Genomic DNA, 13,075 nt, shown 5'->3' with positions numbered 1-13,075 from the left:
CTCCAATATTGTCGGTCAGTAGGCCTGCGGGACGATCATCTCGGCGTATTCGTACAGCGCGCCCAGGATTGCTTCGCCCCGCTCGTCGGCCGACTGGGACAGCGTGTCGATTTCACCGAACAGCTGGTCGACGCTGCGCGCGCCGCCGGCCCCTTCCAGCAGGCGCGCCGCGCGGTGCTGTTCCCACTGTTCGTGTTCTTCTTGCGTGAGCGTGTCCGGGAAGTTGCGGGCGCGGTAGCGGAACAGCAGCTCGGCCAGGCGGTCGTCCTTGAACGGCAGCGTCATCGTCGCCAGCTCCTGCGGCCTGGCCCGGCGCGCCGAGTCCAGCAGCTTGCGGTCCGGCGTGCTGACGAAGCCACCGTACAAGTCCTCGTCGACATCGAACGGTTCGCCGGCCGGGCGGTGGAATACCTGCTCCCAGATTGCCGCCAGGTCCGGACCATCCGCCGCATAGCGCGCATGAGCGAGTGCGAGTTCCAGGTCCATGCTCCAGCGCTGCGCCATCGCCGGGCTCAGGGTCTTCAGGTTGTTTACCAGCATGGGCGACTTGTTGATGTGCACGCTCTTGATGGGCAGCCGCGTCATGCCTTCCGGGAGCGAATCGGCACGACTGAACAGGCGGGTCCGGATGGTGTCCGCATCAAGAGTGAACAGTTCGCGCGGATCGTGGCTGCAATCCCACACCAGGATCTCGTTCTTGTTGGTGGGATGCGGGCCCAGCGGCCAGACGAGCGCCAGGCAGCCTTTTTCGGCCGGGAACATGCCGGACACGTGCAGGAACGGCTGGCGCAGCTCGCGGGCCAGGTGCAGGCCGATTTCCTCGGACACCCGGTCCTTCTTGTGCAGCGAAAAACAGAAGTCGAACAGGCGCGGCTGCTTCTGGCGGATCAGGCGCGCCAGCGCGATCGTGGCGCGCACGTCCGACAGCGCGTCGTGCGCCGTCTCGTGGACCAGATTGTTGACTGATGTCAATAATTCAAGTTTGAAGGAGATCCTGCCGTTATCCCCTACAGGCCACTCGATGCCGTCGGGCCGCAGGGCATAGCACATGCGCACCACGTCCAGCAGGTCCCAGCGGCCGCAGCCGTTCTGCCATTCGCGCGCATAGGGATCGATGAGGTTGCGCCAGAACAGGAAGCGGGTGACCTCGTCGTCGAAGCGGATCGTGTTGTAGCCCACGCCGATGGTGCCGGGCTGCGCGAACTGGGCCTCGATGGCGGCGGCGAACTTGTGTTCGGGCACGCCCTTTGCCAGGCAGTCCTGCGGCAGGATGCCCGTGATCAGGCAGGACTGCGGATCGGGCAGGTAGTCCGATGCAGGCTGGCAGTACAGCATGAGGGGTTCGCCGATCTCGTTCAGCTCGGCATCGGTACGGATCGCCGCGAACTGCGCGGGACGGTCGCGGCGCGGCACGACGCCGAAGGTTTCATAGTCGTGCCAGAGAAATGTATGGTTCATCGTTGAATGCGCATCGCATTGTTATGTCTTGACTGGAGATTATCGTGGCAAATTCCGTTTCCCTCAATTCGAAGTCCATCTCCACCGATTCGAAGGTTGCGAACCAGGGCGAGGTATCGGCCTCGGCAAGGGCGAAACTGCAGTTGAACGTGTCGATCATGGAGGCCTCCGCGCAGATCTCCATCGGCGCGCAGAACGATCCGCAGGCGCTGCTGTACAAATCGGCGATCACCGGCATCAACGAGGCGCTGCGCGCGGAACTGGGCGAAAACGCCGTGCAGAACGCGGCCCGCAACGACAATTCGCCGGAAGCCACGGCAGACCGCATCGTGTCGCTGGCCACCGGCTTCTACGGCGCTTTCAAGAAGCAGAACCCCGGTACGGAAGACAGCACCGCCCTGCAGAAGTTCATGGACACGGTGCGCGGCGGCGTCGAGCAGGGCTTCAAGGAAGCGCGCGACATCCTGAAGGGCCTGAACGTGCTGGGCGGCGATATCGCCGGCAATATCGACAAGACCTATGAACTGGTGATGAAGGGGCTGGACGCCTTCGCGCAGAAGAATACCCAGCCGAAGGAAGAAATCGCCCAGGCCGAGCCGCAAGCGGCCTGACACGCCGGCCGGTTCAGGCAGGGGCCGCCGGCGCCACCGCCACCCGGTCGCGCCCGGCTGCCTTGGCGCGGTACAGCGCCGCGTCGGCCGCATCGATCAGGTCGTGGTCGTCCTGGCCGAGGCCCAGGCAGGCCACGCCGAACGAGGCCGTCATGTGCGGCAGCGGCAGGCGCATGTCGCCGAACACCACCGCCTCGCGCATCCGTTCGCACAGCCGCTCCGCCACGCCGGCCGCGATGCTGCCGCTGGTGTCCGGCAGGATCACCATCAGCTCCTCGCCACCGTAGCGCACCGCGAAATCCGTGGGCCGCAGGGCGCTGGCCAGCAGGCGCGACGCCGTGCGCAGCGCCTGGTCGCCCAGCAGGTGGCCATGGCGGTCGTTGAACTGCTTGAAGTGGTCCAGGTCCAGCATGATCAGCGACAGCGGTGCGCGCGTGGCATGGGCGGTGGCGGTCAGGCGCGGCAGCACGTCGTTCAGCCAGGCGCGGTTGTACAGGCCCGTCAGACCGTCGTTCATCGACAGCTGGCGGTAGAATTCGCCCAGCTTCTGGCGCCGCCGCAGTTTCACGTTGGCGGCGCGGATGCGGAAGGACAGCAGGCGCAGCAGGTTGCGCGCCACGCCGTCCGATTCGTCGATCAGGCGCCAGGCCAGTTCCGCGTCGATCACCAGCAGTTCGCTCTCTTCCAGCGCGGTCAGCGTGGAGGCATCGGCCTCGCCATCGAGCACCGACTGTTCGCCGGCGCTTTCGCCGGGCAGGATGCGCGTGGTGGCATCCTCGCCGGCATCGGCCAGTGCGCCGCGCAGCACGATCACCAGCCGCGGGCGGGCCGGATCGGAGACGGTGTCGCCCGCGTCCGCCAGCAGCACGGGGCAGGCCGCCAGCAATGCCGCCACGCTCGCATGGTCCGTGTCACGGAACAGCTGGAGGTCGGCGATGGCATGCGGGGTGGCGGCAAAGGTGCTGATCTGTTTCACTGGTGCGTTCCTGAAAGTAACCTCATCATAGCGCATCGACACTCTTCACCATGCGTTTTACAGGGACCTCTTTACCATGTTTTTCACCGACGCCATCGGCCGCCAGCACCGGCCGGATCCCGCCGCCCGCATCGTCTCGCTGGTGCCTTCGCTGACGGAAATGCTGTGCGACTTCGGGCTGGCCGGCCACATGGTCGGCCGCACCGGTTTCTGCATCCATCCGCGCGAGCTCGTGCAGGCCATCCCCAAGGTGGGCGGCACGAAGGACGTGAATATCGAGAAGATCCGTGCGCTGGCACCGACGCACCTGGTCGTGAACATCGACGAGAACGAAAAGCCGACGGTCGACCGTCTGGCCGAGTTCGTGCCGAACATCGTGGTGACGCATCCGCAGCGGCCGGCAGACAACCTGGCGCTGGCGCACCTGCTCGGCGGCGTGTTCGGTGTGCAGGAAGCGGCGGGACGCTGGTCCACCGCGTTTGAACGGGAGCTCCAGGCGCTGCGCGCCATGCCGAAAGGCCCGCCGCAGCGCGTGCTGTACTGCATCTGGCAGGATCCGTGGATGACGGTGTCGCGCGACACATACATCGCGGCGATGCTGGCGGAACTGGGGTGGACGGTACCCGAACCGGGTAACGGGCAGGGTAGCGAGCGCTATCCCCGCTTCGAATGGAACGAGGACCTGGTGACGAACGTCGACCAGGTCCTGCTGTCCACCGAGCCCTATCGTTTCACGGAAGCGCATGCCGATGCGCTCGAGCGCCAGATCGGCAAGCCCGTGCAGCTCGTGGATGGGGAGATGCTGTCATGGTACGGCAGCCGCGCTCTGGCAGGGCTGGCGTACCTGCGGACGCTCGCTTAGACCGGCTCGACCGGTTCATCCGGCGCGACCAGGTCGGCCACCGGGGTGTTGTGCTTCACATCGCTGCGCTTGCCCAGCGCCGTGTCCAGCGCGCGCACCAGCTTGCCGGAGGCGCCGCTGATGGCCTGGTGCAGCGTATCGGCATGGTCGGTGACGGCGATCGGCTGGATGCCGGCCACGCGGGCTTCCATCATGGCGCGCTTGTCGCCGGCGCCGGACTTGTGCGCGTTCACATCGGAAAGGTGGACTTCGACGCGGCTGATCTGCTCGCCGAAGCGGGCAACGGCCGTCTGGACGACGTTCGTGACGTGCTCGTCGAGACTCGCGTCATGGGTAATGGATTTATCGCTGTTGACTTGTACCTGCATGGTCGTTCTCCTCTGTTGTAACTGTGATGTCATCCTACGCCACCTGGCACCGTGCTGCCGTTAGCTGCTGCACATAGCTCAGGTATTGGGGCACGCGCGGGGAAATCAACTCACTTCGTACCAGAGGCCGCCGCCTGCTCGGCCAGTTCCTTGTCGTGGTGCGGAAAGCGGTCCATCTTCGCGAGCACGGGGAACAGCTTCATCCACAGGCCCGTCACGACCAGCGTTGCCGCGCCGCCGAAGACCACGGCGCGCGTCAGGCCCATCCAGCCGGCCGTCACGCCGGACTCGAATTCACCCAGTTCGTTGGAGGCGCCGATGAACACGGAGTTCACGGCGCTGACCCGGCCGCGGATCGCATCGGGCGTTTCGTACTGCACCAGCAGGTGCCGCACGTAGACGCTGACCATGTCGCCGGCGCCCATCAGCAGCAGGCAGATGAAGGCGATGAGGAAGGTGCCGGTCGAGCCGAGGATCACGGTGCCGACGCCGAACAGCGCCACGCCGCCGAACATCCACAGCCCCACGCGCCGCGTGATCGGGAAAAACGCCAGCGCGATCGAGCACAGCGCGGCGCCGGCACCGGGCGCCGTGCGCAGCAGGCCCAGGCCCTGCGGGCCGATGTGCAGCACGTCGTGCGCCAGTGCCGGCAGCAGCGCGGTGGCGCCGCCGAACAGCACGGCGAACAGGTCCAGCGAGATGGCGCCCAGCACGATCGGGCGCGACATCACGAAGCGCAGGCCTTCCAGCACGCTGTGCCAGGTGGCCGGCTCGCGGTTGGTCTTCTGCGGTGGCGAGGCCGTCAGCGCCATCAGGATCGTGGCCACCAGCAGCAGGCCGGCGCCGATCGAATACACCAGCGTGGGGCCGTAGATGTACAGCAGGCCGCCCAGGGTCGGCCCGAGGATCACGGCCACGTGGAAGCTCGACGAGGACAGCGCCACGGCTTTGCTGAAGTCCTGCTGCGGCACCATGTTGACGAGGATGGCCTGCGTGGCCGGCCCCATGAAGGCGCGCGCGCTGCCGAACAGCACCAGCACGGCAAACACGGGCCAGACCACCTGCAAGCCCGTGAGCGTATAGCCCAGCAGCAGCGCGCCCACCAGCAGCTGCACGCCCAGGCAGATGGTGATGATGTTGCGGCGGTTGTAGCGGTCGGCGGCGTGGCCGGCCGGCAGGATCAGCAGCAGGAAGGGCGCGAACTGCGCCAGGCCGATCATGCCCAGGTAGAACAGGCTGTGCGTCATCGAATACACCTGCCAGCCGATGGCGACATTCTGCATCTGCACGGCGAGGGTGCCGAGGATGCGGGCGGCAAGGTAGAAGCTGAAGTTGCGGTGGCGGAGGACGGAAAAGCCGTTCGAGGCGGAGAACTGGGACATTGAGTGGGCAGTTGGGGCACGCCGCCGCGTGCCCCAAGGCCCGCGGCACGTGCCGCGGTTTATGGTTGGGCGAGGTCGGCTTCGGTGGTGAAGGCGTCCGCGTAGAACTCGTCTTCCGGCAGCCGGCACTGGGCGACGAAATCGCGGCGGGCCGAATCGACGACGATCGGCGCGCCGCAGGCATACACCTGCCAGCCCGACAGGTCCGGCTGGTCCGCCACGACGGCCTGGTGCACGTAGCCGGTGCGGCCGGTCCAGCCGTCTTCCGGCTGCGCATCGGAGACCACCGGCACGTAGCGGAAGTTCGGCAGCTCGGCCGCCCACTGTTCGCACAGGCCGTGCAGGTACAGGTCCTGCGGACGGCGTCCGCCCCAGTACAGCACCATCGGGCGCTGCGAGCCGGAGGCCTTCATCTGCTCGACGATGGCCTTGATCGGCGCGAAGCCCGTGCCGGAAGCGAGCAGCACCATCGGCTTGTCGGATTCCTCGCGCACGAAGAACGTGCCGAGCGGGCCTTCGAAGCGCAGGATGTCGCGCTCCTTCATCGTGGTGAACACCTGGTCAGTGAACAGGCCGCCCGGCATGTGGCGGATGTGCAGCGTGATCGGGCCCGCGCCCGGCGCGCTGGCCATGCTGTAGCTGCGGCGCTTGCCGTCGCGCAGCAGGAATTCGATGTACTGGCCGGCGTGGTACTCGAGCACCTCGTTGGCCGGCAGCTGCAGCGTGAGGATGATGACGTCCGGCGCCACTTTTTCCAGCGTGGTCACGCGCGACGGCATCTTCTTGACGGGGAAGTCACCGGTGCCGGTCACTTCGCGGGCGGCGATCACCAGGTCCGAATGGGGCAGGGCACAGCAGAACAGCGACATGCCCTGCGCCTCTTCCTCTTCCGTCAGCGCGCGGCGCTGGTGCGGTTTATGCGTGATGGAACCGGAAACGACCTTGCCCTTGCAGGAGCTGCACGCACCGTTCTTGCAACCGTAAGGCAGGCCGACGCCGGCGCGCATCGCGGCAGCCAGCACGGTCTCGTCGTCATCGCAGGCGAACTGGTGGCCGCTGGGCTGAACAGTAATCTGAAACGTCATACAATCCTTGAATGAATAGCCAACAAATATCCGCGCGGTTCCCCGTCGCATCATGCAGTGCCCCGACTGGCGCCTCGACGCCCACCGCGCGCCGCCTGGGCAAGCCGCGGCTGCTGATCCTGGGCTGCGGCGACGTGGGCATGCGCCTGCTGCCGCTGCTGCGCACGCGCTACCGCGTGTTCGCCGTCACGCGCGACCCGGCGCACATGGCCGCACTGCGCGCGGCCGGCGCCGTCCCCATCCTGGCCGACCTGGACCGCCGCGACAGCCTGGCGCGCCTGGCCGGGCTGGCGCACCGGGTGATCCACCTGGCGCCACCGCCGGCACAGGGCGGGCGTGACAGCCGGACCCGCAATGTGTCCGCCATTCTACCCGAGGCGGCCAGGGTGGTTTATGTCAGCACCACCGGTGTGTATGGCGACCTGGCGGGCCGCCTGGTGGACGAAACGCAGCCCGTGGCGCCCCGCAATGGCCGGGCGTTGCGCCGGGTCGATGCGGAGGGGACTTTGAGGCAGTGGGCGCGCGGCGCGCACGGGCGGCTTGCCATCCTGCGCGTGCCGGGCATCTACGCGGCCGACCGGCTGCCGCTGGCCCGGCTGCACCAGGGCACGCCGGCGCTGCTTCCGGCCGACGACGTCTTCACCAACCACATCCATGCCGACGACCTGGCGGCCATCCTCCTGCGCGCCCTGCAGCGGGGCCGCCCGCAGCGGGTCTACCACGCGGTGGACGACAGTGCCATGAAGATGGCGGACTACTTCGATGCGGTGGCCGATGCGTACGGCCTGGCCCGTCCACCGCGGCTGGCGCGGACGGCACTGGCCGAAGTGGTCTCGCCGACCCTGCTGTCGTACATGTCGGAATCGCGCCGGCTCGCCAATGCCAGGCTGAAAGATGAATTACGCATAACGTTGCGTTATCCGACCGTGGCGGAAGGGCTACAGGCTGCCCTCCGGCAAGCGCGACCGGAGGACGGTTGACGTACCGGATTGAGACTTCGCAAATGCACGGCCTTTGCGCGAGACTACTTTAGGTTCAGATCAAGGGAGGGTGTATGGACAACGATCGGCCTCAGCCGGGAGTCGCAACCCCGGTACAGTCTGGCGTCCCGGGTGACAGCCAGCATCATGCTCCAGCGCAGTCCGGACGCCGGGCCGAGGGTCAGCCTCTACCTCAAGTTCAACCTCTACCCCCAGCGCAGACGCAACCTTCTCGCCTCGCGCCGCAAGCCCGATCCGGACTGCAGCACGCAACGGCGGCGCCGCCGCCGTCCCGGCCTACCCCGCTCGCGCCCCCTGGCAATCTGCGCATGCTGCCGCCGCCGGCGTGGTTGCCGCCACCCCATCCCCATCCCAGCAAGGAAGAAGTGCGCGCCTGGCTGGCCCGGCGCAGCCGCGCCGGCCTGCCGCCGCCGGCGCCGGACGTGATCCGCCGCGAGCTGCACTGGCACCTTCTGCCGGCCAGCACCACACCGGCCGCATCGCCCCTGCTGCTGCCCGTGGTGCTCGCGGAGTTCGCCACGCTGGCGGTGCTCACCTGGTACATGCTGGCACTACGCTCCTGCCGCCAGTGCGAGGCCGTGATCCTGTAACGCCATGGCAATTACCTAACATAGTAAAACGCGTTAAAATCTCACACATTCTCACAAATGTTCCGAAAGCTGGACTTTTGAGCAACAGGACGGTGTACCATAGCGCCCTTGTGCCAATAAATCCGCAGAGATGGATTTTTTATGGCTGGAATTTCGCATGTGGCCGTATTTAATTTGGTTAAAACCGTGGTTTTTTTGACCCGGACTTCTGAAGAATTGTGATCATGTCCCTGAAAGAGCTCACGTCGTCGCCGGCGTACAACCCGAACCGCGTCCTGGACGCCATCATCGAAAAACTGCAGCTGAAGAACGACGCGGCCCTGTCCCGTGCGCTGGAAGTGGCGCCGCCCGTCATCAGCAAGATCCGCCATAACACGCTGCCGATCGGTGCCACGATCCTGATCCGCATGCACGAGATCAGCGATCTGTCGATCCGCGAACTGCGCTCGCTGATGTCGTACTGACAGGCGGCAGCGCTAAAAAAACGGCCGGTCCTGCTTCCAGGACCGGCCGTTTGCGTTTCAGCCCGGAACGATCAGGCGGCCGTCAGGCGGGGGCGCTGGGCGTAGAAATCGTCTTGCGGTGCAGCCGTGCCGACGGCAGCGCCGGAATAGGCCGTCTGCGCACCAGCACCGGTCGCTGCACCGGAGTAGGCAACCTGGCTGGCGGTGGTGGCGGCACCGGAGTACGCGGTTTGCGTTGCCGCGCCCGAATATGCCGTCTTTGCCGTTGCTGCGCCGGAGTAGGCGGTCTTTGCAGTGGCAGCGCCGGAGTACGCATTCTGTGCAGTGGCGGCACCGGAGTAGGCCGCTTTCGCAGTGGCCGCACCGGAGTAAGCCGTCCTGGCGGTGGCGGCACCGGAGTAGGCGACCTGGCTGGCTGTGGCGGCACCCGAGTAGGCGGTTTTTGCCGTGGCAGCACCCGAGTAGGCGGTTTTTGCGGTAGCGGCACCGGAGTATGCGGTTTTTGCGGTAGCGGCACCGGAGTACGCGGTTTTTGCCGCAGCGGCGCCCGAATAGGCGGTCTTCGCGGTTGCCGCGCCCGAATAAGCGGTGTTTGCCGTGGCGGCGCCCGAGTAAGCGGCCTGCGTGGCGGCACCGGAGTAGGCCACGGCAGTGGCGGCGCCCGAGTAGGCCGTGGCAGCATCGCGCACATAGGCTTCGCCGAAAGTGGCTTCGTACAGTTCCTTCATCCGGTTGCCGACGCGGTGGTGGGCTTCGGTGTCGTCCTCGCCGCGCAGGCCGATGTAGGGGAAGTGGTGCAGGAAGTAGCCGAACACGGCTTCGCAATCGACCGCGTACTTCATCGTGTCCAGGATGTGGTAATGCCAGAACGTGTCGACATCCATCAGCGGTGCCGTCTGCTCGTTCGGGAACATCTTCATCAGGTACAGGAAGCGGCGGTATTCGAATTCCACAGCGTTGGCCTGCGCCAGGCTCCAGCCTTCGCCGGATTCCTCGTGCATCAGCTTGACCTTGATCGGCTCCAGGTCCAGGTCGGCAATCGGTTTGAACTGTTCGGAAATCATGGGAGTCCCTTCATGATGGGGTGGGGTAGCGGAAGAACGGCACCGGTCGTCCGGAAACATAAATATTGATTTGAATCAATATCAACGCCCCAGTATAGGCCGCTACGCGTGGATTTCAAGCTGAACTTCAACCGTGCGCGCTTGGCCGCGGGACGCCTCCCGGAGGCGCTGTTGCGCCTCCGAGACACAGCGGCCGCCGACGCGCTCAGGCAGCCGGCGTGAGGCGCGGACGCTCGATGTACAGGTTGTCCACCGCGACAGGGGCTGGCGCCGCCTGCGCTTCCGGCGCCCGGGCCGACCAGGCGACCGCCTGGCCTCCGGGTGCCCGGGCCGACGAGGCGACGGCTTGGCCTTCAGGTGCCCGGGCCGACCAGGCAACCGCCTGGGCTTCCGGTGCCCGGGCCGACCAGGCAACCGCCTGGCCTTCGGGTGCCCGGGCCGACCAGGCGACGGCCTGGCCTTCGGGTGCCCGGGCTGACCAGGCGACGGCCTGGCCTTCGGGTGCCCGGGCTGACCATGCAGCCGCCTGGGCTTCAGGTGCCCGGGCCGACCAGGCAACCGCCCGGCCTTCGGGGGCCCGCGCTGACCACGCCACGGCCTGTGCCTGCGGCGCACGGGCGGACCACGCAACCGCCAGTGCCGGATCCGCTGCCGCTTCCGGCGCCCGGGCCGACCAGGCCACGCCCGGCACGCTGGCCCGGGCCGACCATGCCATGGCTGCCGTGCCTGCTGTGCCTGCCGCGCGGGCCGACCATGCCGCCTGGCCGCCAGCGGCTGCGGCACGTTCCGGGGAGGCCGACCAGGCGCTGGCGGCCTGCCCGTAGTCTTCGCCGAAGGTTTCCTCGTACAGCTCCTTCATGCGCACGCCGAGGCGGTGGTGCGCCGCCTTATCGGCCTCGCCGCGCAGGCCGATGTACGGGAAATGATGCAGGAAGTGGCCGAACACGGCATCGCAGTCGGCCGCGTACTTCAGCGTGTCGAGGATGTGGTAGTGCCAGAACGTGTCCACGTCCATCAGCGGGGCGGCCTGTTCCTGCGGGTATTTCTTCATCAGGATTAGGAAGCGGCGGTATTCCTTCTCCACCGCATCGGCATGGGCGCGGCTCCAGCCCTCGCCGGATTCCTCGTGCATCAGCTTGACCTTGATCGGCTCCAGGTCCAGCGCTTCGATCGTTCCGAATGCCTGTTGGTTCATGGCGTGTCCTTTCATGTCGGTTGTCGGGCGTTGCAGCACCATTGTTGCGTCTGCTCATGCCGACCTATTGATGTACATCAAAGGCACCGGAATATTCCTACATCTTGATTTTTTCGATTCCTATTTGATCGGAGGGAAAATCCTAATGGCTTGCGAATTCTCCTAGCTGCACGGGGGCCACGCGCCATGCCACGGGCACCGTCACCGTGACGGTGGTGCCGCCATGGGGCCGGCTGAGGATGGAACAGTCGCCGCCGAGCAGGCTCATGCGCTCTTCCATGCCCACCAGGCCGAACGATCCGGTCTTGTTGCGGCTGCTGTCGTGCAGGCCGATACCGTTGTCCGTGATGGTCATCTTCAGCGTGCCGCCCAGGTGGCGCAGTTCCACGCGCACGTGGGTCGCCCGGGCGTGCTGCAGGATATTGCTGAGCGACTCCTGCAGTACACGGAACAGTGCCACGCCGCAGCGGTCGTCCAGTTCCGGCGCGCCGTCGGGATCGACCACGTCGCAGGCGATGCCGGAGCGCTTGCGGAACTGGGTGACCTGCCACTCGACGGCGGCGGACAGGCCCAGGTCCAGCACGTTCGGGCGCAGGTCGTTGATGATGTTGCGCACGCTGCGGATGGTGTCGTCGATCTGGCGCAGCGTGGCGCTGGCCCGCGCATACAGCTTCGGATGGCGGTGCGCCGTGCGGTTGGCCAGCAGGTCCGCCTCGATGCGCAGCGCCAGCAGGCTCTGGCCCAGGTCGTCGTGGATCTCGCGGGCGATGCGCTTGCGTTCCTCTTCCTTGATCTGCTCGGCATGGGCCGCCAGCCTTCTCAGCCGCTGGTGCGACAGCTGCAGCCGGGCCTGGCTGTCGCGCAGCTCGCGGGTCATGTCGCGTGCCATCTGCAGCGCCCGGCGGCGCGACGACACCTGGGCATGGAACAGCGCATACATCAGTAGCGTGCTGACGAAGCCCACCAGCGCCGCCAGCCAGGGCAGGTAGGCGTCGAAGGTGGAGAACAGGGCGGCGCGCGGCGCATCGAAATACGCCTGCCAGACCCGGCCGTTGAAGTTCAGCGGCAGGCTCAGCTGCACATGCGCTTCCGGCGGCAGGCGGCCCTGGCCCGTCTCCAGGCTGTCGAACAGCAGGTGGCCGGCCGGCTGGCCGCCCTGCGCCTTCATGCCGGAGGGGACGCTGTACAGCCGCACGCGGATGCCGTGCACGGGCACGTCCACCATCGCCGCCTCGACCAGGCGCGGCACGGAGAAGCCGATGCCCACCGAGCCCAGGTAGGCGGCGCGGCGCTCGGCCACCGTGTTCAGCGGCAGGTCGGAGCGGTACACGGGCAGCCGCAGCGGCATGCCGAACTGGGTGGGCGATTCCGGCAGCTGGATCGGCATGCCGGAGCTGGTGAGCACGCCCTTGTCGCGCGCCTCCGCCAGCGCATTGTCGCTGGCGGCGCGGGCCGAGAGGTCGAAACCGAACTTGGTCCGGGCGCCGTACACCGGTTCCAGCAGGGTGATGACCGTGTAGTGGGCGCGGCGGCCGGCCGGCAGGATCTGGAACTCGGGGTAGCCGAGCTGGCGCACCGCGCTGCTACGCATCTGCCGCTCGAAGGCATCGCGGTCCTTGTCCGTCACGTACTGGGCGAAATTGATGGTGGCGATGGCGGGGAAGTTGCGCTGGATGTCCAGGCCCTGCACATAGCGGTGGAAGCTCTCGCGCGAGATGCTGTCCGCTGCCTGGAAATGGCTGGCGGTGCCGCGCAGCACGTCGGTGCAGGCCTTGATGCCGCCGGCCACGTTGTACTGGATGCTGCGGGCCTGGTTGCGGAAGCGTTCCACCGCTTCGGTCTCCAGCGAGTTCGCCATCCACGCATAGAAGCAGCCTCCGACCATCACCGACAGCAGCACGCCGCTCCACCAGGATGGCGTGGCGGGGTCGCCCTGCAGTTTTCCCGTCGTGACGTGGTCCATGATTGCTATGCACAACAAAGCGTGGTCTACATGGCAATATAGGCAGCGCGTATGAG

The 13,075-nt window shown here is 66.7% G+C and carries 13 protein-coding genes; 5 read left to right on the top strand and 8 right to left on the bottom strand.

What is annotated here, in order from left to right; genetic code table 11:
* Positions 1 to 15: 15 nt before the first annotated feature.
* Entirely contained in the window at positions 16 to 1,458 is a 1,443-nt protein-coding gene (sbcB, locus tag IP91_RS13885; RefSeq protein ID WP_145649664.1) for an exodeoxyribonuclease I, read from the bottom strand.
* A gap of 44 nt (positions 1,459 to 1,502) precedes the next feature.
* Here sbcB and IP91_RS13880 point away from each other — a divergent pair, with 44 nt between their 5' ends.
* Positions 1,503 to 2,069, top strand: coding sequence for a DUF5610 domain-containing protein (locus IP91_RS13880; RefSeq protein WP_145649663.1), 567 nt, complete (start codon positions 1,503 to 1,505; stop codon positions 2,067 to 2,069).
* 13 nt (positions 2,070 to 2,082) lie between these two features.
* On the opposite strand, the gene IP91_RS13875 is transcribed toward IP91_RS13880, so the two are convergent.
* Positions 2,083 to 3,045 (bottom strand): GGDEF domain-containing protein, encoded by a 963-nt coding sequence (locus IP91_RS13875; RefSeq protein WP_145649662.1) that lies wholly within the window; start codon positions 3,043 to 3,045, stop codon positions 2,083 to 2,085.
* Positions 3,046 to 3,121: 76 nt separating this feature from the next.
* Between IP91_RS13875 and IP91_RS13870 the strand changes: the two genes are divergently transcribed.
* Entirely contained in the window at positions 3,122 to 3,907 is a 786-nt protein-coding gene (locus IP91_RS13870) for a helical backbone metal receptor (RefSeq protein ID WP_145649661.1), read from the top strand.
* On the opposite strand, the gene IP91_RS13865 is transcribed toward IP91_RS13870, so the two are convergent.
* The 3 genes from IP91_RS13865 to IP91_RS13855 form a co-directional block, all read right to left on the bottom strand.
* Entirely contained in the window at positions 3,904 to 4,275 is a 372-nt protein-coding gene (locus IP91_RS13865) for an HPF/RaiA family ribosome-associated protein (protein ID WP_145649660.1), read from the bottom strand. The two genes, IP91_RS13870 and IP91_RS13865, sit on opposite strands and share 4 nt — an antisense overlap.
* Positions 4,276 to 4,385: 110 nt before the next feature.
* Positions 4,386 to 5,657, bottom strand: a complete 1,272-nt coding sequence (locus IP91_RS13860; RefSeq protein WP_145649659.1) for an MFS transporter — start codon at positions 5,655 to 5,657, stop codon at positions 4,386 to 4,388.
* 59 nt (positions 5,658 to 5,716) lie between these two features.
* Positions 5,717 to 6,742, bottom strand: a complete 1,026-nt coding sequence (locus tag IP91_RS13855; RefSeq protein ID WP_145649658.1) for a CDP-6-deoxy-delta-3,4-glucoseen reductase — start codon at positions 6,740 to 6,742, stop codon at positions 5,717 to 5,719.
* A 140-nt stretch (positions 6,743 to 6,882) separates the two neighbouring features.
* Here IP91_RS13855 and IP91_RS13850 point away from each other — a divergent pair, with 140 nt between their 5' ends.
* The 3 genes from IP91_RS13850 to IP91_RS13840 all read left to right on the top strand — a co-directional run bounded on the left by IP91_RS13850 (position 6,883) and on the right by IP91_RS13840 (position 8,797).
* Positions 6,883 to 7,722 (top strand): NAD-dependent epimerase/dehydratase family protein, encoded by an 840-nt coding sequence (locus IP91_RS13850; protein WP_229474455.1) that lies wholly within the window; start codon positions 6,883 to 6,885, stop codon positions 7,720 to 7,722.
* A gap of 329 nt (positions 7,723 to 8,051) precedes the next feature.
* The gene (locus tag IP91_RS13845) at positions 8,052 to 8,333 is read left to right on the top strand and encodes a hypothetical protein (RefSeq protein WP_145649656.1); all 282 of its coding nucleotides are present in this window, start codon (positions 8,052 to 8,054) and stop codon (positions 8,331 to 8,333) included.
* A gap of 224 nt (positions 8,334 to 8,557) precedes the next feature.
* Positions 8,558 to 8,797, top strand: coding sequence for a hypothetical protein (locus tag IP91_RS13840; RefSeq protein ID WP_145649655.1), 240 nt, complete (start codon positions 8,558 to 8,560; stop codon positions 8,795 to 8,797).
* A gap of 71 nt (positions 8,798 to 8,868) precedes the next feature.
* On the opposite strand, the gene IP91_RS26440 is transcribed toward IP91_RS13840, so the two are convergent.
* From IP91_RS26440 to IP91_RS13825, 3 genes are all read right to left on the bottom strand, one after another.
* A complete protein-coding gene (locus tag IP91_RS26440; protein ID WP_229474383.1) occupies positions 8,869 to 9,861 on the bottom strand; it encodes a glycine-rich domain-containing protein in 993 nt (330 codons plus the stop codon).
* A 205-nt stretch (positions 9,862 to 10,066) separates the two neighbouring features.
* Positions 10,067 to 11,056 (bottom strand): glycine-rich domain-containing protein, encoded by a 990-nt coding sequence (locus IP91_RS13830; protein WP_145649654.1) that lies wholly within the window; start codon positions 11,054 to 11,056, stop codon positions 10,067 to 10,069.
* Between the two features lie 142 nt (positions 11,057 to 11,198).
* Entirely contained in the window at positions 11,199 to 13,019 is a 1,821-nt protein-coding gene (locus IP91_RS13825) for a CHASE domain-containing protein (protein WP_145649653.1), read from the bottom strand.
* Between the last annotated feature and the right edge of the window lie 56 nt (positions 13,020 to 13,075).

It is taken from the genome of Pseudoduganella lurida (assembly GCF_007830455.1).
Classification (GTDB): Bacteria; Pseudomonadota; Gammaproteobacteria; order Burkholderiales; family Burkholderiaceae_D; genus Rugamonas; species Rugamonas lurida.
The sequence above is the reverse complement of the archived record's forward strand: the minus strand, read 5'-3'. Positions and strand labels throughout refer to the sequence as shown.

Bases quoted from the DNA above. Each gene is read 5' to 3' on its own strand.
- IP91_RS13840 (WP_145649655.1), top strand. From the start codon at position 8,558: ATGTCCCTGAAAGAGCTCACGTCGTCGCCGGCGTACAACCCGAACCGC.
- IP91_RS13850 (WP_229474455.1), top strand. From the start codon at position 6,883: ATGCGCCTGCTGCCGCTGCTGCGCACGCGCTACCGCGTGTTCGCCGTC.
- sbcB (WP_145649664.1), bottom strand. From the start codon at position 1,458: ATGAACCATACATTTCTCTGGCACGACTATGAAACCTTCGGCGTCGTG.
- IP91_RS13870 (WP_145649661.1), top strand. From the start codon at position 3,122: ATGTTTTTCACCGACGCCATCGGCCGCCAGCACCGGCCGGATCCCGCC.
- IP91_RS13855 (WP_145649658.1), bottom strand. From the start codon at position 6,742: ATGACGTTTCAGATTACTGTTCAGCCCAGCGGCCACCAGTTCGCCTGC.
- IP91_RS13860 (WP_145649659.1), bottom strand. From the start codon at position 5,657: ATGTCCCAGTTCTCCGCCTCGAACGGCTTTTCCGTCCTCCGCCACCGC.
- IP91_RS13825 (WP_145649653.1), bottom strand. From the start codon at position 13,019: ATGGACCACGTCACGACGGGAAAACTGCAGGGCGACCCCGCCACGCCA.
- IP91_RS26440 (WP_229474383.1), bottom strand. From the start codon at position 9,861: ATGATTTCCGAACAGTTCAAACCGATTGCCGACCTGGACCTGGAGCCG.
- IP91_RS13865 (WP_145649660.1), bottom strand. From the start codon at position 4,275: ATGCAGGTACAAGTCAACAGCGATAAATCCATTACCCATGACGCGAGT.
- IP91_RS13830 (WP_145649654.1), bottom strand. From the start codon at position 11,056: ATGAACCAACAGGCATTCGGAACGATCGAAGCGCTGGACCTGGAGCCG.
- IP91_RS13845 (WP_145649656.1), top strand. From the start codon at position 8,052: ATGCTGCCGCCGCCGGCGTGGTTGCCGCCACCCCATCCCCATCCCAGC.